The 25483-nt window shown below is 59.5% G+C and carries 23 protein-coding genes and 3 tRNA genes; 7 read left to right on the forward strand and 19 right to left on the reverse strand.

The features are described 5' to 3' along the window. Positions 1-66: 66 nt before the first annotated feature. Positions 67-828 carry a helix-turn-helix transcriptional regulator gene (locus tag QBL02_RS02340; RefSeq protein ID WP_282724742.1) on the forward strand — a complete coding sequence of 254 codons (762 nt, stop codon included), beginning with the start codon at positions 67-69 and terminating at the stop codon, positions 826-828. Between the two features lie 53 nt (positions 829-881). Here the strand turns inward: QBL02_RS02340 and QBL02_RS02345 are convergent, their stop codons facing one another. Continuing rightward, the gene (locus QBL02_RS02345; RefSeq protein ID WP_282724744.1) at positions 882-1412 is read right to left on the reverse strand and encodes a CGNR zinc finger domain-containing protein; all 531 of its coding nucleotides are present in this window, start codon (positions 1410-1412) and stop codon (positions 882-884) included. Between the two features lie 26 nt (positions 1413-1438). Here QBL02_RS02345 and QBL02_RS02350 point away from each other — a divergent pair, with 26 nt between their 5' ends. Together QBL02_RS02350 and QBL02_RS02355 are read left to right on the forward strand one after the other, a co-directional pair. Next, on the forward strand, positions 1439-2872 hold the full coding sequence (locus tag QBL02_RS02350) for an MFS transporter (RefSeq protein ID WP_282724745.1): 1434 nt from the start codon (positions 1439-1441) through the stop codon (positions 2870-2872). Positions 2873-3062: 190 nt separating this feature from the next. After that, positions 3063-4448, forward strand: a complete 1386-nt coding sequence (locus tag QBL02_RS02355) for an MFS transporter (protein WP_282724746.1) — start codon at positions 3063-3065, stop codon at positions 4446-4448. On the opposite strand, the gene QBL02_RS02360 is transcribed toward QBL02_RS02355, so the two are convergent. The 6 genes from QBL02_RS02360 to QBL02_RS02385 all read right to left on the reverse strand — a co-directional run bounded on the left by QBL02_RS02360 (position 4449) and on the right by QBL02_RS02385 (position 11497). After that, positions 4449-6203, reverse strand: a complete 1755-nt coding sequence (locus QBL02_RS02360; RefSeq protein WP_282724747.1) for an Ig domain-containing protein — start codon at positions 6201-6203, stop codon at positions 4449-4451. 210 nt (positions 6204-6413) lie between these two features. Continuing rightward, a complete protein-coding gene (locus QBL02_RS02365) occupies positions 6414-7421 on the reverse strand; it encodes an ABC transporter substrate-binding protein (RefSeq protein ID WP_282724748.1) in 1008 nt (335 codons plus the stop codon). A 111-nt stretch (positions 7422-7532) separates the two neighbouring features. Next, a complete protein-coding gene (locus tag QBL02_RS02370; protein ID WP_282724749.1) occupies positions 7533-8387 on the reverse strand; it encodes an ABC transporter ATP-binding protein in 855 nt (284 codons plus the stop codon). Then, entirely contained in the window at positions 8384-9469 is a 1086-nt protein-coding gene (locus QBL02_RS02375; protein WP_282724750.1) for an iron chelate uptake ABC transporter family permease subunit, read from the reverse strand. The genes QBL02_RS02370 and QBL02_RS02375 overlap by 4 nt, the downstream gene beginning before the upstream one ends. Then, positions 9466-10548 carry an iron chelate uptake ABC transporter family permease subunit gene (locus QBL02_RS02380; protein WP_282724751.1) on the reverse strand — a complete coding sequence of 361 codons (1083 nt, stop codon included), beginning with the start codon at positions 10546-10548 and terminating at the stop codon, positions 9466-9468. Before QBL02_RS02380 ends, QBL02_RS02375 begins: the two co-directional genes overlap by 4 nt. 145 nt (positions 10549-10693) lie before the next feature. Continuing rightward, positions 10694-11497, reverse strand: coding sequence for an AraC family transcriptional regulator (locus tag QBL02_RS02385; protein ID WP_282724752.1), 804 nt, complete (start codon positions 11495-11497; stop codon positions 10694-10696). Positions 11498-11724: 227 nt separating this feature from the next. Here QBL02_RS02385 and QBL02_RS02390 point away from each other — a divergent pair, with 227 nt between their 5' ends. Continuing rightward, positions 11725-12567, forward strand: coding sequence for a class I SAM-dependent methyltransferase (locus tag QBL02_RS02390; RefSeq protein WP_282724753.1), 843 nt, complete (start codon positions 11725-11727; stop codon positions 12565-12567). A gap of 71 nt (positions 12568-12638) precedes the next feature. On the opposite strand, the gene QBL02_RS02395 is transcribed toward QBL02_RS02390, so the two are convergent. From QBL02_RS02395 to QBL02_RS02410, 4 genes are all read right to left on the reverse strand, one after another. Continuing rightward, positions 12639-13334: an FCD domain-containing protein gene (locus tag QBL02_RS02395; protein ID WP_282724754.1), complete on the reverse strand. Its 696-nt coding sequence runs from the start codon at positions 13332-13334 to the stop codon at positions 12639-12641. A gap of 134 nt (positions 13335-13468) precedes the next feature. After that, positions 13469-14098 carry a hypothetical protein gene (locus QBL02_RS02400; RefSeq protein WP_282724755.1) on the reverse strand — a complete coding sequence of 210 codons (630 nt, stop codon included), beginning with the start codon at positions 14096-14098 and terminating at the stop codon, positions 13469-13471. 49 nt (positions 14099-14147) lie between these two features. Continuing rightward, entirely contained in the window at positions 14148-15569 is a 1422-nt protein-coding gene (locus QBL02_RS02405; protein WP_282724756.1) for an acyltransferase, read from the reverse strand. A 131-nt stretch (positions 15570-15700) separates the two neighbouring features. After that, on the reverse strand, positions 15701-16387 hold the full coding sequence (locus QBL02_RS02410) for a response regulator transcription factor (protein ID WP_282725268.1): 687 nt from the start codon (positions 16385-16387) through the stop codon (positions 15701-15703). 111 nt (positions 16388-16498) lie between these two features. Here QBL02_RS02410 and QBL02_RS02415 point away from each other — a divergent pair, with 111 nt between their 5' ends. Together QBL02_RS02415 and QBL02_RS02420 are read left to right on the forward strand one after the other, a co-directional pair. Next, positions 16499-17473, forward strand: a complete 975-nt coding sequence (locus tag QBL02_RS02415) for a hypothetical protein (protein WP_282724757.1) — start codon at positions 16499-16501, stop codon at positions 17471-17473. Position 17474: 1 nt separating this feature from the next. Continuing rightward, on the forward strand, positions 17475-19373 hold the full coding sequence (locus tag QBL02_RS02420; protein WP_282724758.1) for a sensor histidine kinase: 1899 nt from the start codon (positions 17475-17477) through the stop codon (positions 19371-19373). Between the two features lie 59 nt (positions 19374-19432). Here QBL02_RS02420 and QBL02_RS02425 read toward each other — a convergent pair whose 3' ends face one another. After that, entirely contained in the window at positions 19433-20332 is a 900-nt protein-coding gene (locus QBL02_RS02425; protein WP_282724759.1) for an EamA family transporter, read from the reverse strand. Between the two features lie 71 nt (positions 20333-20403). Between QBL02_RS02425 and QBL02_RS02430 the strand changes: the two genes are divergently transcribed. Next, positions 20404-21297 carry a LysR family transcriptional regulator gene (locus QBL02_RS02430; protein WP_282724760.1) on the forward strand — a complete coding sequence of 298 codons (894 nt, stop codon included), beginning with the start codon at positions 20404-20406 and terminating at the stop codon, positions 21295-21297. 17 nt (positions 21298-21314) lie between these two features. Here QBL02_RS02430 and QBL02_RS02435 read toward each other — a convergent pair whose 3' ends face one another. The 7 genes from QBL02_RS02435 to QBL02_RS02465 all read right to left on the reverse strand — a co-directional run bounded on the left by QBL02_RS02435 (position 21315) and on the right by QBL02_RS02465 (position 25448). Further along, positions 21315-22421: a hypothetical protein gene (locus QBL02_RS02435; protein WP_282724761.1), complete on the reverse strand. Its 1107-nt coding sequence runs from the start codon at positions 22419-22421 to the stop codon at positions 21315-21317. 105 nt (positions 22422-22526) lie between these two features. Further along, positions 22527-22946: a DUF6389 family protein gene (locus QBL02_RS02440; protein ID WP_282724762.1), complete on the reverse strand. Its 420-nt coding sequence runs from the start codon at positions 22944-22946 to the stop codon at positions 22527-22529. Positions 22947-23116: 170 nt separating this feature from the next. Further along, a tRNA-Phe gene (locus QBL02_RS02445) sits at positions 23117-23189 on the reverse strand. Between the two features lie 68 nt (positions 23190-23257). Next, positions 23258-23334: transfer RNA gene (locus tag QBL02_RS02450), tRNA-Asp, on the reverse strand. 22 nt (positions 23335-23356) lie between these two features. After that, a tRNA-Glu gene (locus tag QBL02_RS02455) sits at positions 23357-23429 on the reverse strand. Positions 23430-23805: 376 nt separating this feature from the next. Then, positions 23806-24087, reverse strand: coding sequence for a hypothetical protein (locus tag QBL02_RS02460; RefSeq protein ID WP_282724763.1), 282 nt, complete (start codon positions 24085-24087; stop codon positions 23806-23808). Between the two features lie 68 nt (positions 24088-24155). Continuing rightward, the gene (locus QBL02_RS02465; protein ID WP_282724764.1) at positions 24156-25448 is read right to left on the reverse strand and encodes a M18 family aminopeptidase; all 1293 of its coding nucleotides are present in this window, start codon (positions 25446-25448) and stop codon (positions 24156-24158) included. Between the last annotated feature and the right edge of the window lie 35 nt (positions 25449-25483).

A 25483-nucleotide genomic window follows, 5' to 3' on the forward strand; every position in this document is an offset into this window, starting at 1 on the left:
AAGCGAGCATTCGAATGTGGGCTATTCTTTATCGAATTTCAGCCACTTGGGCCTACAATGTGTGGCGTGAGGCACGCCAAGCTCGATGACATTGATCACCTTCCGATTCCGGTGATCCCGCTCGCCACGGTGTACCCGGCAGGCTTCTTGCTGCGCTGGCATGAGCACCGTCGCGCCCAGTTTCTGTACGCGGCAACGGGCACCATGCTGGTTGAAACCGACGATGGTGCGTGGACTGTTCCCGGCGAACGCGCCGTCATCATTCCGCCTCACACGCGTCACCAGGTTCGAATGCTCGATGTCGAAACGTCAAGCCTCTACATCGAGCCGAGTGCTATCGACTGGCCGCTTGACGCCTGCCGTGTCGTTGAGGTTGGGAGCCTGCTTCGGGAGCTACTTCTCGCCGCCTCACACATCGATCCTCGGGACGGCGTGACCGCAAGGGAAGCCGGCGTGCTCGATCTCATCATGCACGAGATCGCAACGCTCGCCGAGGTGCCCTTGCACGTTCCGATTCCCGCCGCGGCTCCGTTTGCGCAGCTGTGCCGCAGCTACCTGGCAGATCCCGATCTGAGTATCAGCAATAGTGACTGGGCGGCAACTTGCGGCATGAGTGAGCGCACCCTGAACCGCCAGTTCAAACTCTCCACAGGCATGAGCCCGGCCGCGTGGCGGGCCCGAGCGAGACTACTCGCCGCGATCCCACTTTTGCGCCATCAAAACGTTTCCGAGGTTGCCGCACGGCTTGGTTACGCCACTCCCGCGGCGTTCTCGTATGCCTTCTCGCGCGCCTTCAATGTGGCTCCTTCCCGGCTGCATGCGCAGTAGGGGGTTCGTTTAGCATCGACTGCCTAGCAAGTTGCGCCTTCTAGCGCGCTGGATCACCCAGCCACACCCCGCTGCCGATTTCGGTGCCGTCGCACCGCATCTCGGTTGGCGCACAGCTGCGTGCAATAGCGCTGTTTCCCCGGCCGGCTGTGATCGATATATGGCTCCCCGCATTCGCTCAGGGCACAGCGCCCCAAACGGTGAATGCCGTGCGCAGCAAGATGTTCTGCGAGGGCAACGGTGGTGGCTGCGGCAAGTGCTTCGGCCAGGCTTGCCCGTTCTGGGCGGTAATGCAGGTGCCAGCCGCTTCCGTCGTGGTTGGTCATCGATGGCACGCTCGCGTAACGCAACAGCATCGCGTTGATCAGGCGAGCTCGGTCAGACTCTTCACTCACACCTATGAGTTTTCGCCAGTCCGCGAGATAGCGATCGATCAATTCACCGTCGTTTTGCCCCGGAGGGTCTTCAATGGGCATACCAGCGGCGATCCAACGCGCCTCAAGATCGCCGTTTGCCCCTGGCGGGTTGCGCAATAGCCCAATGGTCAGATCGAGCAGAATTTGACTGTAAGGGTTTACTCGCACAAGACCATTACAGCACAGTAGGTCTTATGACCAGCCACGAGCAAACACGCCGGACAAACGCACCGCACACCGCCAGCGATTCCTGGTGGCCACTGATCGCGTGCTCGCTCGGCACCTTTTTGCTCTTGCTGTACACCTCGATCGCGACGGTAGCCCTGCCCGATATTGGTACCGGACTCGCTGCCAGCTACACACAGTTGCAATGGGTCGTCGACATCTACACACTCGCGCTTGCCGGTTTGTTACTCGGTGCAGGATCGATCGGTGACGCCTTCGGTGCACGCCTGGTGTACCTGATAGGCATTGCGGTGTTCACCGCCGCAACTCTTGCCGCCGGCCTCGCCCAGACCCCCGAGTGGCTGATCGCGGCGCGTGGCGCGCAGGGAGTGGCCGGTGCCGCAATGTTCGCCACCATTCCAGCGCTCATTGCGCGGGCCTACCCCGAACCCGCACGCCGAGCCATCGCCTTTGCCGTGTGGGGCGCAGTTGCCGGAGCAGCTTCGGCCGTTGGCACTGTTGCTGGCGGAGTGCTCACCCAATTTATGGGCTGGCAGTGGTTGTTTCTTGGCGCAGTTCCACTGTGTCTCTTTTCACTGCTGCTCATCGCAAAGACACTACCGAGCGAGGGCCCCGAAACACGCTCTACCGCTACCGCCAAATCGCTCGATTGGCCAGGCATGGCCACGGTCTCAATTGCGATGGCGAGTTGCGTGTACGCGGTGATATCTGCGAGCGAAGTTGGCTGGGGATCACCTCGCACACTGGCCGCATTTGCAATGAGCGCTGTGGCCTGGTGCGGGTTCGCGTTTGTCGAGCGGGGTGCGCGCTCACCGATTTTGCCCGGCACACTTTTGCGATCCGCGTCATTCCTGATGGTTTTGCTGACAGCTTTCGCCTACTATTTCGCAGCATTTGGTGCGCTTCCGGCACTCGCGCTTTGGTTGCACCATCAGCTCGGAGTTGATGCGATGACTGTCTCGTTGATCCTGGTCAGTCAATTGCTGGTCTTTATTGTCGCTTCTGCTCTGCTCAGCCACCGTTTCACCCAGCGATCTATCGCGTGGCGACTTGGCGCTCCCCTACTACTGATCGGGCTAGGCGCTGCGAGCGGGTTTGCTGCGAATGGCTGGAACGACTGGTGGGCACTGCTTCCGTTCTTATTGCTCAGCGGCGTTGGTGCCGGGCTCATCTCACCAGCGCTGCCGCAGCTCGCGCTCGACTCTGCACCGAGCGGCTATGCGGCCGCGGCTTCGAGCGCGCCAAACGCGGCTCGGCAGCTTGGACTCGCGCTCGGCGTGGCAGTATGCGGAGTGCTCGCGCGCGATGGCAGTAGCGGCGCTCTCGGCAGCGCGCTTCTGAGCTGCGCTGCTATCGCGGTGTGCGCTGGCATAGCTGTGTGCTTCGTTGGCGCGCGTGGCGGCAAGCAAGCTGGCGCGCTGGATCAGCCCAGACTCGCCTGATACGATCCCAGCATGAGCAGAGGCATGGGACTGGGCGCGCGTTGCCGCGACCGCAGACCGCACGGCCTCGTCTGGATCTCAAGAGCCTAGTTGGGCTCGCATCACTGCGAGCATGCTTTTCTAGTTCTTGCTGGCCGCCCGCTGTGAAATCAGCTGGGCGTTGCCCGCTCAGCATTTGAGGTCTCTTTTTATGTCCGCATACTCGGACGCAGGCGCAAGCCTGCCCATTCGTCGTTTCTGGGCACCGATAGCTGCAATCGGTCTTGCTCAATTTCTTGTGATCATGAACAACGCGATGATCAACATCGCACTGCCAAGCCTTGCCACCGAGCTTGCCTTCGCACCCCAAAACGAATCCTGGATCGTCACGATTTACCTCCTAGCCTTCGGATCTCTGCTGCTCCTCGGCGGCAAAGTGGCAGATGCGCTCGGGCATAGACGGGTACTCATCACCGGTCTCATCATTACTGCAGTAGCTGCCATTGGCGCAGGCTTTGCAGACAGTTCAGGGTTCTTTCTCTTTTGGCGAGGCCTGCAGGGAGCTGCCGCGGCCTTTGTGTCGCCCGCCGCTGTAGCCCTCATCTCAACGGTGTTTGCGGAGCCGATGCAGCGCGCAAAGGCTTTTGGCGTGTACGGCGCGGTGACCGGGGCCGGTGGGGGCGTCGGACTGATTGTTGGCGGAGCCCTGACCAACGCGCTCTCGTGGCGCTGGGTGATGTTCGTCTCTGCCCCAATCGCGCTTGTCGCCGTAATCGGTGCTGCTCTCGCGTTGCCGCAATCGAAAAAACGGCAGCATCAGAGCATACGACCGTTCAGCGTATTGTTGGTGATTGTTGCGCTTGGCGCATTGCTGTTCGCGATCACCAGGGTCGGGGTTTCAGGCGTGTCCGAAATAACACTCGCGCTTTCCGTGGGCCTACTCAGCTGCCTTGCACTGTATGCGCTTGAACGACGCGCTCACGAGCCCCTCGTTCCTCAGGGCATATTTGACTCGCCGCTGCGCTGCCTCGGCTTGATTACCGTCGGCAGTGGCGCACTCGGACTTACCGGAGTGTTTGTGGTGCTGAGTCAGCAGATGCAGCAGTACGGCATGACACCCCTCGAAGCCGGGCTCGCCACCTTGCCTTACCCGCTGGGAATGGTACTTGGCGCACAATTCGCGCCCCGACTCATCGCAAGATTTACCGCGCAGAAAGTAGCGGTTACGGGCCTCGGCCTCTCAGCGATCGGCGTGCTACCGCTCGCCTTCTCGGGGATCGCTCCCTACACCGCTGTGACGCTTCCCGCGCTCGTGCTGCTCAGCTTCGCCATCGCTCCAGCGTTTGTTGCCGGCACCCAGTTGGCGATGGCTCATCTTGCTGACGAACACACCGGCATCGCGGGAGCGCTGCTCAATGCGGCCTCCGAGATAGGCGGCGCCATTGGTGTGGCCGCGATGGGTGCCACGGGAATGGTGACTGCGCTGATGACCGGCAGCAACGCACCGGTATACGGAGCCGCAATGTGCACTGCGGCTGTGCTTCTCGCCGCTGGATCACTCATCGGTGTACGAGTGATCCAGCGGCGAAGGAGATAACTAGCGAGTCAGCTGTCGCCGCCTGCTGACCAGCAGGCCAGCTGCACCTAGCGCGAGCAGAGCTGCTGCGATACCCGCTGCCGGACCCCACTCATTCCCACCGGTGTTCGGCAGCGGAGTCGTGGTTGGCGGTGTGACCGGAGGCACAACCGAGGAGTCAGTAACCTTCAAATGGAAAAGCTTCGAATCGCTTAGGCCCTCTTCGTCGGTCACAGTCACCGTGAACTCGTAGTCACCTGCTTTTGACACAGTGCCAGTGATCCAACCGCTGCTTGCGTTGATCTGAAGGCCTGCAGGGATATCTGCGCTCTCCCAGGACAATTCAGATTGCCCGGTCGCGGTAATAAGTTCTGGCTCATAATTTTGCCCCGCGATTCCGTTTGGCAGGTCATCGGCACGGGTAATCTTCGGCCCCTGCAGAAGGCTCATCCGTGCACTTGACGAGTTCTGCTCGCCCCAAAACGCATCAAGGAAGTGGCGACGATATTCAAGCTGAGCATTCTCTTCACTCGCGGTGAGCGTCAGGGTCGGACCGTCTGCGCCTGCAATGTCGGTCCAGTTGGTACCGTCAGCCGACGACTGCCAGATTGAGCCGAAGAGTCGATCAGGATTGAACGATCGGCCGAAGGGATCGAAGTCTGTCGGGTCAGCCATCGCAAGCCCTTCGGCAGCAGCGGTGAAACTCACGCTATCGCCGACTTTGACTCGGCTAACCGATTCCGGTGCGTCGATCTTTGGAGTGTTGACGAAACTGACTCGCTGAATTTCCGCGTCGAAGAACACAAGACCACCGTCGCTCGGCAAGAGGTACGGTGTCACTACTTTGAATCCGCCCGCTCTCGCTCCACGGAGCGATGCGTCTGAGAGGGTTCCGCCAACCATCGGGCTACTGCCCGAAACATACCAATTCTTGTCACCGTTGATATAGGTGTCCTCTGAATAGGCTTCTACGCCGAGTGCCGCAGGGAAATCGCTTGCTCCGGAAGCCCAGTTCACGTTTACAAGCGTTTCATAGTCGTCAGAATAGCGTCCCCACAGTGACGTTCCAGAAGAATCGAAAGCTACGGGCTCGAAGGAGTTATCTTCGCTGCCCTGGATCGTGCCAAGTGGTTGGCCGTCTTGCATGTTCACGATGACGGTGGTCGGATTGTATGGATCGCTCGGCACTACGTAGCTTTCAAAGTAAAGCATTCCGTCTGCGGTGACTCCGCGTGCACCCCAGCTTGAGCTTTCCTCGGGGCGGATTTCAGACTGTTTTGTTGGGGTAGCCCCGTCAAAGGTCCAGAATTCGCCGTCTTCAGAGATCGCTTTGACCTCGCCGTTGCTGTCGGCAACCAGGTGTCCGAGGTATGGCCAACTACTTGAATCATCTTCAAAAGTCGCTACCTGGTCGGTGCCGAGCTCGAATAGCGAGTATCCGCCGCTGCCAGCAACGGCGAACATCTTGCCTACCGCAACTGTGGGTCGCAACACATTGTATGGAATATGGTCTGCTACGGGGGCACTCTGAGCTGTAATTTCGCGAGTGGCAAGGTCGATCGTCGCGCTCGAACCACCTGAGGTGCCGAGCACGAACATCGTCGTCGCGTCGGCGGAGATAACGATCGCTGATGGGTACTGAAGCCCTTCTACGGTTTCTACGAGTGGCACGTTGCCATCGCTCACTACCGCCGAGGCTGGCGCCACAGCTACACCAAGTACCAGGGCACCGACCGCGACAGAAGTACCGGCCAGTTTCGTCATTCGAGCGCGCAAGAGATCTCCTCATCACCGTGGGCATTCAAGCTCAGACTATGCAGCGGGATCAACGCGGGTCAATAGTTTGCGATCAATTGCGTGAAATATCACATTCCGCGCAGAATCCCTCTAAGCCCCATAGCCCTGAACGGTGAAACACAAAACCGCGCCACCCGGCAACTGGGCAACGCGGTTTCGCGGCAGATGAACGCTCAGAGAGCGCGGAGATTAGAAGTTGTCGAAGCTCGAAACCGAATCGACAATGCCATTCACGAAGCTCGTGTACGTCAGGGCGAAGCCGAAACGCTCGGCAAGATTGCCGTCGATCCAGTGACCAGCAGCAACCGCAGGCACTCGGGCAAGCAGCGGATCAAGATCGGCATCACGCTCAGCCTTGTACACAAACAACACATCAGCGTCGCCAAGAGCACTCACCGCGCTCTCGTAGCTAAGCATGTGGCCGTGGTTCTGCTGGTTACGCGGAGCAGAACTGATTTCTTCGTTCTCAAGAATTGTGAAACCCAGCGCTGGCAGCACCACACGGTAGATCGAATCTTCGGTGATCACGGTGAAGTTATCGACAGGAGCATGGATCACTGACGCAGTCTTGCCATCGGTGTAGGCACCGATTTTCTTCTTGGCATCTTCAACGGCCTTCTCGTACCCGGCAATAGCGTCCTCAGCCTTGTCTGCACGGTCAAGCAGGGTGAGCTGATCGGTCATCGAGACGAAAGGATCATCAGCCGACGCGCCCTCAACATCAATACCGTCATTCACCGCGAGCACTGGCGCGATTTCATCGAGGCCAAAGCCCTCATCCTTGTAGTAGTTGTACCAACCGATACCGACCACAATCAGGTCCGGATTGTACGAAGCGATTTCTTCGCGGTTCAGATCAAACGCAGTGTTCTTCAGGTGCGCTGAATCAGCAGAAACGAGGGGCGAGAGCGGGCTATCGACGCCGTAAGCAGTTGCGACAATCGGGTAGTCGGCAAGCAGCGCCATTTCAAGGCCAGCTCGGCTGTCAAGCACAACCACGCGCTCGGGCTCAGCCGGCAACGTTGCTTCATAACCTTCGTACGAGAAATCAATCGTTTCTCCGCCGGTTGCGGTAGATTCATCGGCTGAGCCGCCCGCAGCGCAACCCGTAAGCAGCGCGAGTGCGGCGACGCCGGCAGTGACAGTGAGCATTGAACGGCGCCAGAAGGTGCCGGTGTGAGCATGAGTGAGAGACATGGTTTCCTTGTGTGCGAGTACGCACAGATGTGCGTGAATAAGCGGGCATTTCGGCCCCACATTTCAAGCTATTCGCGGCACTCGACGCGTGGCAGACGAGGCGCGTCGCGATTAAGACAGGACCGAATCGCTTACGAGCGGATCCCCCGCACGACTGCCCCGGTCGCGCCCAATCGGCACGACCATCGGAGTACCACTAACAGGATCTTCGACCACTCGACAAGGCAGACCGAACACCTCTTCGACCAGCTTCTCAGTCACCACCTCGGCAGGTGGACCCTCGGCAACAATAGCCCCGTCACGCATGGCAATCAGGTGAGTTCCGTAGCGTGCGGCCTGGTTCAGATCATGCAACACAGCGACCATGGTGTTCCCTGCCAGATGCAAATCGGTGAAGAGCTCAAGCAACTCGATCTGGTGCGCAATATCAAGGAAGGTGGTCGGCTCATCGAGCAGCAGCAACGGCGTCTCCTGGGCAAGCACCATCGCTACCCAGACTCGCTGGCGCTGACCACCAGAGAGTTCATCGACCAGCCGCGCCGAAAGCTCGGTAACCCCGGTCGCATCCATCGCGCTGACCACGGCCGCCTCATCGGCGTCGGTCCACTGCCGCACAAAACCCTGGTGCGGGTAGCGACCCCTGGCAACCAGATCGGCAACGGTGATACCGTCGGGCGCAATTGAAGTCTGCGGCAGCAGACCGAGCTTTCGCGCAACATCTTTGGCACGGTAGCTCATGATGCTCTTGCCATCAAGCAAAACAGCGCCCTCGTGCGGCCGCAACAACCGTGAGAGCGTGCGCAAAAGCGTCGACTTACCGCAGGCATTCGGGCCCACGATTACGGTGAACGAACGGTCCGGAATCGATACGGAAAGATCTTCCGAGATGATTCGTTTGTCGTAACCGATGGTTGCGTCTTGAACGCTGAGCCGAGATTTCTCGGCCACCAGGGGTGATGAATTCATTGAGTTCTCCTTGCTTCATGAATGAGCAGCCAAACAAGATATCCGCCACCAATGACCACAGTCACCGTGCCGACCGGAAGCATTGCAGGCAGCGCGTGCAGCGCCACAAAGTCTGAGGCAGCAAGCACTGCAGCCCCCATCAGAGCTGAGGCCGGCAAAGTAACACCAGCGCTTCTAGTGAGACGCCTAGCCAGTTGCGGGGCGGCGAGTGCGACAAACGAGATTGGTCCGGCGGCAGCGGTCACCACTGCAATCAGCGCGACCGAGAGCAGAATAAGCACAAGCCTTGAACTCTCCACCCGCACACCGAGGGCCTTAGCCGCATCATCGCCGAGTTCGAGTTGCTTCAACGGGCCAGAAAGTAGCGTGCTGGCCAGGAGCAGCACGATCACAAGCAGCGCACCCATGCCTGCCTGCTGCCAAGTAATGCCGTTGAGTGATCCAGCGCCCCAAACCGCTGCAATGAGCGCGGTATCAAGATTTGCCGTAAGCATCAGATAGGTGTTCACCGAACTCAGCATCGCTGAAACCGCGATTCCGACAATGATCAGTCGGAAGCCCTGCACCCCGCGTTTGAAGGCGAGCAGATAGACCAGGCCCGCGGTGACCACCCCACCGATCAGTGCGCCCGCTGCGACCTGAAGGTACACACCGTTCAGCACGATAATCACGATCAATGCACCGGTATAGGCGCCAGCCGAGAAACCTACAATGTCTGGACTTGCCAGCGGGTTTCTGGTGAGCGATTGGAAAATCGCACCGCTCACACCGAGGGCCGCGCCAAACACGATCGAGGCAAGCACGCGAGGTGCACGCCACTCAACAACCACGGTGTGCGTGAAATCTTCGGTTCCGCTCGTGATGGCGTTCCAGACCTGAGTCAAAGTGAGTGGGTATTCGCCGTTCACCAGGCCCGCAATACCAACTACGAGGCAGAGAACTAGCAGCACTAATGCGACAATGCACTCGCGAAGATCGAGTCTGAACCAGGCCCCGAAAATGCGAACACGACGCACGCTTCGGCCGACATCCATACTGTCGCGCTGAGCAACGTTTCGAAGAGAAGAAGAGTAATCGCTCACAGTCCGCTCGCTTTCTTGCGGCGGATCAGCGCGATCAGTACCGGAGCTCCCACAAAGGCGGTGACGATGCCGACCGGGATCTCGGCTGGCCGCATTAGCACTCGACCGAAGATGTCGGCAGTGAGCAGCAGGATTGGCGCAAGCACGATCGTATAGGCGAAGATCCAGCGCTGATCTGGGCCGACGATCCAGCGCGCGACGTGCGGCACCATGAGGCCAACAAAACCGATTGGCCCGGCGATTGCGGTCGCCCCGCCGGCCAAAAGGGTGACCGCGATAATGGTGAGCACTCGGGTCCGCATGACCTGTGCGCCAAGCGCCCGAGCGAGGTCTTCACCAAGGGCAACAGCGTTCAGAGGCCTCGCCACCAGCATCGCAATCACAAATCCGATCACAAAGAATGGCAACACAGGCAGCACCACGTCAAGGCTTCGACCGACGACCGAACCCGCTCCCCAACCACGCATCTTGTCGAAGGCTTGAGGGTTCAGCAGAGTCATCGCGCCGGTAAGCCCGCTGAGTACCGCACCGAGGGCGACGCCGGCGAGCACCATACGAAGTGGGTCTCCCCCGCCACGGCCAACCGAACCGATCGCATAAACGGCGAGCGTGGCGAGTAGTGCGCCAGCAAAGGCGAACCAGACTTCACCGGTCATTGATTGCACACCGAACACGCCGACTCCGATGGCGACAGCGAATGAGGCTCCTGAGCTCACCCCGAGGATGCCGGGGTCTGCGAGCGGGTTTCGGGTCAGGGCCTGAATCAGTGCGCCTGCGATACCGAGCGCTGCACCAACGGTGACGGCGACCACGGTTCGTGGAATTCGCAGATCCCAAATGACGAAGTGTTCGTCGAGGTCTTGCGGCGAAATCACGGCTTGCCACACGACGGCGAGATCGATATTGCGCGAGCCGATCGCGATGCTGAGCAGCATCGTGACGACAAGTGCCACCACGCATACAAGAAGCACCACCGTTTTGCTCGCGTTGTTTGCAGCGAGCCCGGTAGTACTTTTCGGGGGTTTCCCGGGGCTTCGAGACGAGTGCGTCTCGGCCTCGGTTGAGGTAGTGGGGATCATGCTCCGACTCGTTCTCTGGCGTTGGCTGCCCTCGAACGCGGGGAGCCTGTACCGAGGTTATGAGCGTCGAATGCAGATCGGCGGACACCCTGTATCTCGTTCCAGACAGATCGGCATTCGCTGGATCGCTCGCCTCCAAACACCATCACAGTTGTTCGGCAAGGTCGCCGGGTGTGCATCCCGCTGTCTTGTGAAAAGCGGCAACAAATGCGCTGGTCGAGCTATACCCGACGCGTCTTGCCACTACTTTCACGCTGTTGCCGTCTGCGAGCTGTGCGATCGCCGCTCGCATTCGCACCATTCTGCGCCAGCGTGCGAAGCTCATAGCAATTTCAGAGTCGAAGGCACGGGTCAGAGTTCGCGAAGAAACATTAAGTTTCGCGGCCCATTGTTCGAGTGAGCGATCATCGGCGGGGTCGTCAAGCACTGCTTCAACGAGTTCGGCGAGGCGAGGGTCTCCCGGCACGGGAACGTCGAGCTGCACTGGACTGGTCAAGAGGAGCATATCGATGCACACCTGTTGGGCACGGAGACGTTGATCCACCGTCATCGGGGCTTTGCCAACGTGCACCAGAAGTTCTCGTACTGCGGGATGCAGGCTGAGACCGGTTGGCTGGTGCCAGGCCTTGGTGAGTGATTCGGGCGCGAAGTAGGTGGTTCGAATGATTGCGCCGTCTGGGGCTGAGCCGGAGTGTTCGGTGCCTGCGGGGAGCCACAGTCCGGTGCCGGGCGCGATCGTCCAGCGCCTGCCGTTCACTCGCATGGTGATGATGCCGCGTTCAGACCACAGTAGTTCGTGCTCTGGGTGCGCGTGCGGTGCCCATGTTTGGCCGCGTGTTGATTCGTGTTTGCGGGTCGTGAGGAGGAACGACGAGGGCACCGTACGCGAGTTATCGGTGTCGAGGTTTGGCAGCGAAGGCGACTGGAGCGGTGGCGCCAGGAGAAGCATTACAAACCTCGGATACACAATTGAGTTGATGAGATGTTTATTAGGTTAACCTAAATTCACCTGAATTTCGCCTGAGATGTGCCGCTACTTCCCAATCAGCCTCGCAGATCAGATGTGAACCCTCACGCATATCAGGCAAGCAATTTCAGCTTTGCCCTGATAGCAGCTGCGATACCGTAGGTGCAGACTTCGCAAAATTGACGCGAACACTGACACAAAGATTCATCATGACCAGCACTGAATACTTCGAAGCAAACCGAGCAAATTGGAACGAGCGAGCATCGCTGCACGCCGCACGAGACGGCAGCGGCTACGGCGTCGCAGAGTTTATTCGCGACCCCGAAGCACTCTCTGATGTGGTGAAGTTCGACCGCCCACTGCTTGGCGAAATCCAAGGCCTGCGCGCAATACACCTGCAGTGCCACATCGGCACCGACACCCTCTCACTCGCGCGACTTGGCGCTCGTGTCACCGGACTCGATTTCTCAGAAACAGCAATCGAAGAAGCACGTCAACTTGTCAAAGACACCGGTGACGACGTCGACTTTGTGCAGTCAGACGTGCAGTCAGCGACAGAAAAGCTACCTGCTGGCGGTTTCGACCTGGTGTACACCGGCATCGGCGCACTCTGCTGGCTGCCAAACATTCTCGACTGGGCAACAACCGTAGCAACACTGCTCGCGCCCGGAGGCTTTTTGTTCATCCGCGAGGGCCACCCGATCCTTTGGGCTCTCGACGAAAGCGTCGAAGACCGCCTACAACCACGTTTTCCGTACTTTGAACATGAAGCACCAACTGAATGGGACGACGATCAGAGCTACGTGCCAACCGCTGAGGCCATCCGGTCAACACGAACCTACGAGTGGAACAGATCGCTCGGTGAGATCGTCACCGCACTCATTGAGGCTGGCTTGCGTATCGATTTTCTCGTCGAGCACCCAAGCGTGCCGTGGGAGGCACTGCCTAATCAGATGCGTCTGCGCGAAGACGGCGAGTGGGTGCGCATTGATTCACCGAACTCGGTACCACTCACGTACACGCTGCGCGCCACAAAACCGGCAAGTGAATAGGCGAGCGAAGTAGCAAGCTCAACCAGCAAACCAAGCTCTCGCCGCACGAACCAACAGTGCTGCCGAACTCGTTAGTCTGCGAGAAACGGCAACAACTGCTCAATGTTCTGAGCCACAGCCAGCTTGGCGCGCTCGGCGTCTCCGTCGACAATCGCATTGATGATTTCGCGATGCTCAGCGCGCACTCGCACCACCATCTCATCCCATTTCGGGAAAGTGCGCGCGGCCTCAAGGAAGTACCACTCGATCGACTCGCGCAGCCCAGTCATGATCGCAAGCAACACCTCGTTTCCCGAAGCCTGGGCAAGCGCAAGGTGGAACTGTGCGTCCAGCACCAAAAACTCTTGCGGGCTAAGCCCGGCAAACTCCATCGCTTCAAGCAGCTCGACTGGCCTGCTGAGATCTGGGCTCGGGTCTGCCGCAAGCTGGGTCACAACCGCCTGCTCAAGCATGACTCGAACCGAAACGGTTTCTGATGCGCGAAACCCCTGAGCCGCAACCTGCAAACGCATCATGGCCGCCATAGCGACCGAGGGCCGGGAGGTAATAATTGCGCCAGCATTTGGGCCGGACCCGGTTCCAGTGCGTAGCAGCCCAAGAAATTCGAGCACCCGAAGACCCTCTCTGATCGCCGAGCGGCTGACCCCGAGTTCTGCGGCGAGCGCTCGCTCCGGCAGAATGTGGTCTCCCGGGCCGAGTTTTCCCGTAACCAAGTCATGTTGCAAGCGGTCTACGACAACTCGCCAGGCCTTGGTCGGCTCACCCATGTCACATCCTTTGATCGCACAATTGCTCTCGCAACTTTCTCGCGTTTTCCGCTATGGTGCAAGCGCGTGACGCAGCGGCAACCCCAGGCTGCTGCCTGGCCAGAGAGTCTTTCGCGCTGGATCACCTACGAGTTTCATTGACGCCAGTCATATTGGGGAATGATTTCGGCGACATCACGCAGTTCTTCACTCAGCCGCTCGTACAACACATTCCCCTGCACATACCAAGCATCAGGTCGAGATTCTTGTTCTATCGGGTAGCTGCCCCACTCCCTCCCCCAGGCTGAGAGTTCAGATTCGAGCGCAGCGCTCAGCTGCAGCTCCCCAGCCTGGTAAGGATAGTGTTCTCCAGTTGTATCCCAGAGCGGGAAATCGACGCACCACTCAGGAAACATGCGTATTGAACGTTTTCCGTTTGGCAGCACTCCCGGCAGCCCCTTCGCCGTGCGCGCACGCAGGTACTTCGATTGCATTTCGTAGCGGCAGCTCCATTGCGCCGCTGTTTCAGGCTGCTGGCAATAGTCCATTCCGTGCAACCATTCCTGCGAAGGTTCGGCTCCCTCCACTATCAGTGCGAGCGACCAGAGAGCATCGTTCCACTCGGCGAGATTCTCGGCGGTTTTGATTGCATCCTGAACCGAGGTTTCTTTGAGCTCCCAGGCGGCCGTGTCACTCGCGGGGCCCGAAAAGATGTACACCCGATAGCGCGGCTGGAATACCTGTCTATCGAATACGCGAGTACTCAACATGCTGCTATGCCCCATTTGTTCCTCCCAGCTTCGCAGTGCGCTTTCTTACCTCGACCCTACGTCGCTATGAGCTCAAAGCCCACCGTGGCACCGTGAGGTCGATCCCCCGCATAAAGCGCAGATCGCGCAGCGCGCCAATGTCGAGGGCGGGCAACTCGGCAGCGCGAGCCCAGAGCGCTGCAAACGTACCGGGCACGGCGAACGCGATACCGATTCCGAGTGAGGCAAGCGATGCAAGCCACATCCCCGAGGTCGCGATGCCTCCGAGCAGCGCAATGGCAACCCCGAGCGCCGCAAACGGCACCGAAGCGAGGGCACGAAGCCGCTGTGATCCGCGCGACACCGTTCGGCCCGTGCCCACGGTTCGCACGGCCACCTGCTCGATCTTCACAAACCAGCTCGCAAACGGGAACACCAACTCCGCGATCACAATGATCCAGGGCAACCGAGTTGCCCACCAACTCAGTGAGTGCGGTTCGGGCAGGGGCAGACCTGCCCACCACATCACCGCAACAAGCGCCAAGATCAGCGGCATATGCCAGAGGTAGACGGTCATCGCGATCGAGCCGGCGCGCTGCGCCGCGTGCGCAATTCGTGGCTGAGCGGTCAGGCGATCCAACGCGCCCCGAAACAATTGCAGCAAGAAGAACTGTGCGGTGCCGAGCAACGCAATCGCGATGGTTGGCGGGTTGAGATTGGCGATCATGTCTGGCGACCAGCCGAGACCAAGCAGCCCGAGCAGCCCCGCGATCGGCAGCATCGCCCCAAACACGAGGGCACGCTTCGACCAGTTCGCACAGGCCCCGTCTGCGAGCGCAAAACCCAGCTGCTGCATGAGCGGCCAGACGAGCATGAGATTCAGGTAGCCAACCGGAATACCTGCCTGCGAGTGCAGCAGATCCATCGTGATCACGCCAGCGCCGAGCGCACCAATGGTGAGCATTGGCACCCGCTCATGCAGCCACACCATCGCTGGCACGAGCGCGGTTACGCCGAGGTAGACGGCGAGAAACCAGAGCGGCTGGCCGATTCGCAGGCTCGCTTCGGCGATCAAAGCGGTATCAGCACCGAGCGCTACCGCTCCGAGCAGCACCGCGCCCACCGCAAAGATCATGATCGCTGCTGGCACCGCGAGCCTGCGCACTCGGCTCAGCACATAGTCAGCCGCGCTGGCGTGCTTCGCGCGCATACTGCGCCATTGCGTGAGCGAGGCAAAACCGCCGGCGATAAAAAAGAGAGGCATGATCTGCAAGATCCAAGTGATTGGCGCAAACCACGACTCACCAGAAAGCGCGACGCTTGTGTGCAGCGAGCCGCCGGGGCCAACTTGCACCCCAACCATGAGCGAGTGCAACAACACGACTGCGAGCAAGCAGGCGGCCCGCACCGCATCAATGGTGGCGTCGCGTTTGGGCGTCGCATGTTCACTTCGCAACGTATGATCGCTGGCACGGCCCGGCGCGGGGCGGGTGAGTACTGCAGGCATCGCTTCTCCTTGTATTGGCTACAAGAAGAACGTACGAATACCGCTGCCGTCGCCGCGTCGCCCTACCGAGTGAATCTAGGCGATACTCGCGAGTGACCCGAGAGCCCGAGTGAGGTGGCTAGCTCCGGGATCTAGCGCCCAGGGCTGACAAGACCAGACTCATAGGCAGCAATCACAATTTGAGTGCGGTCGCGCAGCGCGAGTTTGCCGAGCACTCGCGAGACATGAGTTTTGACGGTCTGTTCCGAAAGAAACAGGGTCTCTGCAATTTCAGCGTTCGACTGGCCTGAAGCGATCAGCTTCATCACTTCAAGTTCGCGTTCGGTGAGCGGAGAAAGCAGCGCAGAGTTATCTCGCGGGGCTGGTCTTGCAGCGTAATCGGCGATCAACTTGCTGGTGATCGAGGGCGCTAAAAGCGCTTCGCCGTCAGCGACAATTCGCACGGCAGCAATCAGGTCTTCGGCGGTCGCGTCTTTCAGTAAGAACCCGCTGGCTCCCGCTTGCAGCGCCGAAAAAACGTATTCGTCGGCGTCGAAAGTGGTCAGCATAATGATTCTGGGGTGTGAGAGCCCTGGCATGTCGAGGATCGCTCTGGTCGCGTCCAAACCATTCATTTGGGGCATACGAATGTCCATCAGCACCACGTCTGGCTGTGTCCGGCGCACCAGTTGCACCGCTTCGCTACCGTCAGCTGCACTGCCAACAACGGCAATGTCTTCTTGCGCATCAAGCAGTGCACCAAATCCTTGGCGCACCATTGCCTGGTCGTCTACGATCGCGACTCGGATGGCCTCTGCTTGTATGTCGCTCTGCCCCATACTCATTGATCCTAGCGAGCACACAATCTTGCGGGGTCACTCCGAAGTAGCACGCGACTTCACTCGCTGGGGTGATGTTGCCCGCAAGACCTCGCCCGTACGGTGAAGCACATGTTGCTTATTGCCATTCTTCTCGCCGCGATCGGCGCGGTCGGCCTTTCGGTCGGCACGCATCTGCAGCACCGTGCCGTGCAGCTTGATGTCGGCCTTCGCAAGTCGGGCGTGAGCCGTGCCTTCACCAGGCCGCTGTGGATCGTTGGTCTCGCGATCCTCGCCTTGCAAACGCTACTGAATCTTGTCGCGCTTGGGCTTGCCCCGGTTGCTGTGGTGCAGCCGGTCGGCGCGCTCGCGTTGGTGAGTGCGGTGGTGATCAGCGCGTTCGCGCTCGGGGTGCCGATTCGGCGCGGTCTTCTTGTCGGAATCGCGCTTTCAGTGTTCTCGATCGCCGGGTTCGTCGCGATTTCGGCAGGATACGTGCAAAGTGTGCGGCCCGATGCAGCGGCGGCCTCAATGCTTGCGTGGTTGCTGCTGTGTTTGGTGTTGCTCGGCCTTTTGGTGGCGCATCGCTGCCGCGGGCACCTCGCGAGGGTCACGGCTGCCGGGGTGATTTTCGGCGCGGTGGCTGCGGCAGCGCATCTCGTTTCGGTTGAGTTGCTTGCGAGGCTGCAGGGTTTTCGCGCTGGATCGTTTCACGTCGAACGCATCGGCGAGGTGGCACAGCGCGAACTTGGTGGGGTGACTTCACCGAGTGACACGCAGCTCTGGCAGTTGGGAGCGGTACTGGTTGTGGCCGCAGTTGTGGGTATGTGGCTGGTGCAGACCGCGTATGCAAGCGGTCCGCCAGAGACCGTACTGGCGAGCCTCACTGTGCTCGATCCGATGGTTGCCGTGCTTATCGGCGCGGTGCTGCTGGGCGAATACGGCGCGCTCACGCCTCTCGCGGCATTTGGATTGTTTGTCTGCGGCAGTACCGCCTGCTTCGGTATTGGCCTGATTGCACAGCATCATCCGGGGCTCGCACAGCGAGATGCACCGGTAAACATCGGCGTGCGAAGTAGCGCAGCACCACAGAATAGGAGAAGCTGAAATGGTGAATGAAATATCCCGAGGATCGCAGCGCTCGAAGCTTTTTGACCTTCGCGCGATTGGCCGCGACTACCGGCTGCTACTCGTCGGGTTTCCGTTCTCGCTCGCGGCATTCGCGGTACTCGTGCCGATGTTTTCGCTTTCAATCGGCACCATTGTTATTTGGGTTGGCGCGCCACTCCTACCGGTCACGCTTCAACTCGCGAGCTATTTTGCTGAGCGATCGCGCTCACGCGCTCGCGCATGGGGGGCCGATCTGGCACCGGCACTATATCCCGTTCGCAACCCTGGGCTTTCTGGATTTCTCAGTCGCATTAAAGAGAGTCGCCGATGGCTTGATCTTGCTTTTGAGACGTTGATAGCATTCCCGCTGCGCACCTTTAACTTCACGGTGGCCCTGTGTTGGGGCCTTGCCGCGGTCGGCGAAATCACATTCCCACTCTGGGGCGGGTTTTTACCAAAAGATAATTTGTCACTTGGCGCCCTCACCGCGCAGTGGCTGAGTGGTGGGTCTTTTTCGGCGACGAACCACGAGCCATTCTGGGTAGAAGCCGTACTAAACCTCGCGGCTGGATGTGTGCTGATCCTCACTCTGCCGCTGGTGCTTCGTGGACTCGCGGTGCTCGAAATCACGCTGACGAAAGCGGGGCTCGGCGAAGCCGAGCAACGTCAGGGCTGGGGCAGAATCACGGCCTGGGTGATCGCAATAGTCTCGATCGCCGTTGGCTGGCCGATCCTTGCAACGCTCTACGGTGTGCCAGTCGTGGTGGCCATGCTGATTGTGTTGGCAAGCGGCGCAGCACTCGTGCTGTCAGGGCGACTGCCGATTGTGGCGATCGTGTTGCAGTCGGGTTCGGCTTTGGCGACGATGCTGGCGACGTCGGGCAGCGCTGCTGAGTTGCCTTGGCCGTGGCCGGTGACAACGATCATTGCGCAGACGCTATTCACAATGCTGGTGGCGTTGCGTTGCCGCTTGCCCTGGGCGATCGCGGCGTGGGCGGTACCGCAGGCGGCTGTGTCACTCGCTTCGCTTCCTTTTGGAATCACCACAACGAATCAAGTGACCATCACGGTCTCGGGCTCGGTCTCGCTTGGCGTGCTCATCTTGAGCGCGATCGTGCGGCAGCTTATGTCAAGCCGCGGAGCGCTACAGGCAGAGCGCCAAGCGAGCGCCGAGTTGAGCGAGCAAAGCCGTGAACTGGCGGAGCGAAATCGTATTGCCCAAGAGCTCCATGACGTCGTTGCACACAGCATGTCTGTCATCAGCGTTCAAGCCACGACAGCGAAATATCGGCTGCCAGAAGTCGGTGAAGATGCTGAGCAAGAGTTTGAGTCCATTGCCGCTTCATCGCGCCAAGCGCTCACCGAGATGCGCAGCCTGCTCACGCTGCTTCGAACGAGTGACGAGGATCGCCAGTTGCAGCTCGCCCCGCAGCCTGGAGCGCAAGACATTCCTGCTTTGATTGCAGCGACTCGCCAGTCGGGAGCGAGCATTTCACTTTCGGTAACCAAAAACGGCGTAGCGAATCTGCCCGCAGTCGGCGGCGATACCGCTTCTGATTCTGATACCGCTGCTTCTGATGCCGCAGCTAATGCAAGCTCGCTGCCTGCTGCTACCGGGCTTACGGTGTACCGCATCGTGCAAGAGGCACTGAGCAATGCCATGCGGCACTCCCCCGGCGCCGACATCAATGTGCGAGTTGACGAAACCGACACCGAGGTGACCGTCGAAGTACAAAATGGCCCGGCCGATGCACAAAGCACACAGCCCGCAGCACCCGGCGCAGGCCTCGGCCTTGCTGGGGTGCGCGAGCGAGTTGCTGCACTCGGCGGATCAGTCGAGGCTGCCCCAAGTCACGCTGGCGGTTTTGTACTTCGCGCAGTACTGCCACTCGGTTAGTGAATACTTTGACTGCGACGGTGTTGGCGGGTGGTTGATCCAACGCCCCAACACGGTCGCTAGCTGACCTTTGGTGTTCGCTGACTCGCGAGAATACCGAGCACAATGATGACGCCGCCGAGCGGCTCGTACCAGTGCAGAGTTTCGCCGAGCAGCAGTACTCCGAGAAATACGCCAATAACCGGGGTGAGGTAGGTCACGGTCGAGGCGCGGGCTGGCCCCCACTCACGAATAATTCGGGTGTTCCAGGTGTAGGCGAGGCCGGTGCCGATGGCGCCGAGTGCAACCATGCAGAGCACAATTACCGGGCTGAGTGTCACCGGAGTCATGGCGGTGAACGGTGAAAGCAGCAGCACAACCGCGGAGGCGGTAGCCAGTTGCACGGCGGCGATCGTCACCGTGTCATACGGTAGTCCCGTCACAAAACGACGCATGTAGAGACCAGCGAAACCGTAACAAATCGGTGCGGCAAGGCAAGCGAGGTTCGCAGCGAGCCCGCCTTGCGGGTTGCCGATGAATTGCCACGGCGCTACGAGCACGGTGACCCCGACAATTCCGATCAGGAGGCCCACCACCTGAAAACGACCAAGGCGCTGCGAACTCAGCACGAGCGGGGTGAGCAGCAGAGTCATGATTGGGGTTGTGGCGTTGTAGATGCTGGCGAGCCCGCTCGAAATGAACTGTTCTGCCCAGGCATAGAGTGTGAACGGAATGACGCAGTACAGCAGGCCAACCACGGTGAGGTGGCCCCAGAGTCGCAGGTCACGAGGCCAACGCCGTTTGGTCACGACCATAATTGCCGCAAGGGTGAGGCCGCCAAGAACGATACGGCCCAGCACCACTTGGTTTGGTGATAATCCGTCGAGACCAACCTTGATGAAGAGAAAGCTTGAGCCCCACGCCAGGGACAACGCGATGTAGGCCCAAAGGGTGATTGATGGCTTGTGTGCTGTCTTCATGGGCACTAATGTGACACACACCGACGACATGAGCATAATCAAATTCACTCATGTAGATATGAGGTTTGTTCATGGACGTTTCGCTCTCACAATTGCGGGCATTCGTCGCCGTACTCGACCGCGGCTCATTCACAGAAGCCGCAGCTCAGCTACAGATGAGCCAATCAGCAATCTCGCACGCAATCGCAGGCCTCGAACGAGTCGTCGGCGGGCCAGTAATACGCCGAGGTAGCGGGGTATCTCTCACCAACGTGGGGTCGCAAATTCTGCCCCACGCAAGAGCCGCCCTCGCGTCAATCGAAGCAATGGAGAGCGCCCTACGACCAGACGATGCGCTCACCGGAGTTGTGCGCCTGGGGGCCGTACCAACCGTGTACCAAGGTCTCGTGCCCGAACTGCTCGCAAACTGGGCCGCACGACTGCCCGGCGTTGCCGTGCAGATCTACGAAGGCGACGACGATGAAATGCTCGAATGGGTCGAAGCGGGAGTGGTCGACGCTGCCATCTTGACCGAACCCCGCAACGCCTCACCCGACGGAAAACTCATCGCAACAGACGAATTCTGTGCGGTGCTGCGCAAAGACCACCCACTGGCAGAACTCGAGGCGATCCCCCTCGCCGAAATGCTCGAAGACGGCCTGATCGTCTCAACCGGCGGCTGCGAAGGAGAAGTAAATCGCATGTACGCCGAAGAGCAACTGAGCTTTCGCTACTCGCACCGAGTACGCGAAATCAGCACACTCTTTCACATGGTCGGGCAGGGACTCGGCGTAGCAATTGTGCCCTCACTCGGGCGCGCGATGCTGCCCGACACCCTCACCATGAAGCCGCTCTCGCCGAGCCAGCCTCGACGCCTCGTGCTGAGCGGCCCGAGCTCACGACCCTGGCACCCCCTCGCGCGGGCACTGGTTGAGACGGTTGCAGTAGACAAGACCACTACACAAAAAGTCGGTGCCAGCGTCTAGCATCCAACTCTCACATCTCAGTTCGCAGCTGTCATTTCAAAGCTGACCGTGTCAGATACCCGCCCATTAGCCTGGATCGCGATGGTGTGTTTACCCGGATAATAGCGGCGGGTGGTGATGGGGCGAAAAGAGTGCTTCTTTTCAACGTGAGCAGCCTCACCCGGCGCCAACGTTTTCGTTGTGAGTTTGAACGTTTTCTGACTAATACTGCCATTGGCCCGCTGAAAACCGATGTTGTAATCGATCGCCACATTCGCTGATTCAGCACCAGTGTTCGTCACACTCGCTTGAAAGAGAATCTCACCCTGCCACGGAATCATGTGACTCGAAAGCTGCGGGGCCTCGATCACAAGCTCGTCCCCTGAAAAGCCGAGCAGTTTCAGCGCCGCCTGATCACCCTGTTTGTTCAGCGTACGCAGCCCGTGCCGGAGCACCCATGCGGTGTGTTCACCGGGGTGCTGCGCCCAATGCTCAGCAACTTCGATCGTGACACTTGGTGAAAGACGACTCAGATCGTTGAGGTGATTTGCGACCGAACGCCGCACATACTCTGATTGGTCCTGATGGCCGGCGAGCAAGATGTCAACGGTAGCTCGCGGCTGTTCCAGTAGCCAGGGCACTCGTTTCGCCCAAGGCAAGTAGGCTCGTGTGCCCTCACTCGCCAGCCGGCGAACGTGTTCATTTTCGTGCCGCATCCACGAGTTGGCGTGCTCAAGCGCGCGTTCCGGGCGAGCCTGAATCATGTCCCTGATCGCAAACTCTCCCGTGTGCCTCTGCGTAAGCAATGCGAGAGATTCCATCGCTGCATCAAAATCTTCTTCAAGCCCCGAAGCGAGGGCGCTGGCGGTCACAAATTCGGTCACCGGCCAAAGCATCCACCCGGTGAACGCTGGATCGCCCCACGCATCACGCACCAGCCCGTTGGCGGCATCAAAGTCGCTCGGCAAGTCGTTCAGAAGCGCCTCACGGACCGTATCAACGCGGTCACGTAGGCGCGCCTGCGAGAGTTCACCTACGAGCGCGTCTTGCACGCTTTGCAGCGAAGAAAGATCAACGCTTGGATCAGCCAGCGTGAGCGATCGCCGTAGCTGCGCAACAACCGACGGGTTAATTAGTTCGTCCATTGCGCCCATCGAGTGAAGCCCTTTTCGTTCCTGAAGCTAGCTTGAAAGAGTAAAGACTACGAGCGAACTCGTATCGGCGACACTTCGCCTACACAGTCGGCCTTGCTATTCAGACCACGGCGTTCCGATACGCCAAAAATCTTCGGGATCCCCCAGCGGAATGAGCGGCGAAAGCCACTCACTGACGGCCTCAAACAAAGCACTCTCAAGGTCATCGCGCGTCCAGCCACGTGGGCGCGCTGGCACGTTTGGCTCCCAGCCGTCTTCAGTCCATTCGACGCCAAAAAGGTTTCGATCATCATCGAATTGGCGGTCAAGTTTGAAGGCACTCGGGCCACTAAATCGCGCCCAGACATCGAACGGGCCCTCCCCATCCTGATCCACGAAGACGTCAAGAATAATCCCGTCGATCGCAGTTCCGGCGTCTTCTGCCGCAGCGCGGAAACGCACGAGCCGAGCCGCAACTTCACTCGAATGTGCGTCGAGAATCACTTTGAGCGCATCGTTATATGTTTGCGGGTGCATCTCTAAAGGGTACCTGTGAGACAAGGCAAATGGCTGGCGCTGCAGTGCACGAGAAAGTGCAAATCTGATGCGGAACTATCGAGTAATTGGGAACAACCAATCCGCAAATAAAGGAACCCCCAAGAGTAGAAGCCTCTTGGGGGTTCAGCAGCGGTGTAATCTCCGCTACGTGGCTCCGACCGGCATCGATCCGGTGACCTTTCGATTTTCAGTCGAACGCTCTACCAACTGAGCTACAGAGCCAGGTGCCTAATAACATGTATTTGCCACCTGAGACGAAGAAACCCTTCCTAGGAAGGGCATCTTCATCTTGGCGACCCTGACGGGACTTGAACCCGCGACCTCCGCCGTGACAGGGCGGCGCGCTAACCAACTGCGCCACAGGGCCATGTTCTATTCAATTGTCGTAGTGACCCCAACGGGATTCGAACCCGTGCTGCCGCCGTGAAAGGGCGGTGTCCTAGGCCGCTAAACGATGGGGCCGAAGCACTTTCGCGCTACTGGGCTACCGAGAGTTAAGCTTACGTGGAAAGACGGGGGCTTCGCAAATCGGCAGACACCAGTTGTTCGTTTTTCGTGAAAGATCCGCATAATTCCGCCAAATATTTCCTTTCACTATCGGCGCGTCGCGCGCTTGTTTTCAGCGTGTCGCGGGCCGATGCGGCCCTGCTCGGGCATCATTTTCGGGCAAAAATTGCGTCAAAAAATTTGCGGGCCGAGCGCGAGTCCGCGTGTCGCGATGTTAGTGAAGCACCGAAAGAGGAGTTTCACTTGTTTCGCCAAGCCCAACAAGCAACTCAATGAACGCGAAAACCCCCGGCTCGCAATAGCGGAGCCGGGGGTTTTGCAAAGAGGTTGTTCAGTAACCGCCAAGTGCGCGCTGCACCCGCTGCAACGAGATGTTTTCGTGCAGCATGATGCCCTGATCGGTGCGCTGCTCGAAATGAAAGCCGAGCTTGCCCTGAATCAGCATGCCAATCAAATATGGCTCACGTGGGTTCCAAAGCACCCAGGTTGGCTGGCCCTTTGAGTTGTTTCCTAGAAACGTAATCTCAATCTCGCGGTCGCCAACGCGCTGCATGGAGGGCACCATTGCGCGCGTCGATAGAGTCACGTTTTCCGACTGCTGCACCTCACTCATGCATCGATCCTAGCCAATCGACCAGGGAATCGCATCGGAAACCGTAACGAATGCGTTTCTTCGGCGATTTATGCCCCAGCAAAGAAGCTCGCAGTGATCCGGGCGAGACCGTGCAGGTCGTCGACGTGGGCAAGTTCTCGCGCTGAGTGCATCGACAACAGCGGCACACCGGCGTCAACCGTGCGCATGCCTAGGCGGGTCGCGGTGAGCGGGCCGATGGTCGAGCCGCACGGCACACCGTTATTCGAGACGAACACCTGCGTCTGCACGCCGGCCTGATCGCAGGCTCGCTGCCACATGGCCGCACCGTGCGCGTCGGTCGCGTAGCGCTGGTTCGCATTCACTTTCAGCATGGCTCCGTGGCCAGCGAGCGGTTGCACATTTGGGTCGTGCTTTTCTGCGTAGTTCGGGTGCACAGAGTGCCCCGCATCAACCGAGAGGCACCACGAGGCAGACATTGCCCGAGCTGATTCCTCTGCATTTGCGCCAAGACCTGCCCGCAACCGCACAATCACGTCTTCTAGCAGCGGGCCCGATGCACCAGAACGGGTTTCTGAACCGAGTTCTTCGTGATCGAATGCCGCAAGCATTGCGATTTCTCCGTCTGCGACACTTCCTTCGGTCAGGGCAACGAGGCTGGCAAACACCGAGCTCAGGTTGTCGAGCCGTGGCGACGCGAAGAGTTCACGTGAGACGCCGATGCGCGCGGGGCGTTGGGTATCTGCGAGGCGCACGTCAGCGCCGACAATGTCTTCGACGCGAATTCCCGCAGAGGCCGCGAGCAGTTCGCCGATCGACGCACTGCCCATACCGATTACCGGTTGCATGTGGCGCTGGCGATCCACCGTAAGAGCACCACCAGAGTCACGATCAAGGTGAATCGCGAGCATTGGAACGCGAGCGATTGCCTCGGTCTGCACGAGGTGCTCGGCACCGTCCGCGGTCACAACGCGGCCAGCTACGGCGAGGTCGCGATCAAACCAGGTCGACAGCAGCGGTCCACCGTACACCTCAACGCCGAGCTGCGCCCACCCGCGCGCCGAGAAGTCCGGGTGTGGTTTGAGCATGAGCCCGGGCGAATCGGTGTGGCTCCCGAGCACACGCACTGGGCTGCTCGCGGTGAGGTCCGATCCAGCGCGCCAAGCAATAATTGCGCCGTCTCGACGAGTGAAAGCGCCCTCCCCCGAGCTGAGTGGTTGCCAGGCGTCGCTCTCGCTGACCTCAGTGAATCCTGCTGTTTCTAGCGCCGAAGCGACGGCAGCGGCCGCGTGATACGAAGTTGGCGATGCCGCAACGAACTCGGTAAATCGTTCGATGTATTCGTCGCGGTCGGTGAGCAGGGAATCATGCGAAGCAGACATGCATCCATCAAATCATGGGCTCGCTGGATCGGCAC

The sequence above is a fragment of the Leucobacter sp. UT-8R-CII-1-4 genome, assembly GCF_030010235.1.
In the GTDB taxonomy this organism is placed as follows: Bacteria; Actinomycetota; Actinomycetes; order Actinomycetales; family Microbacteriaceae; genus Leucobacter.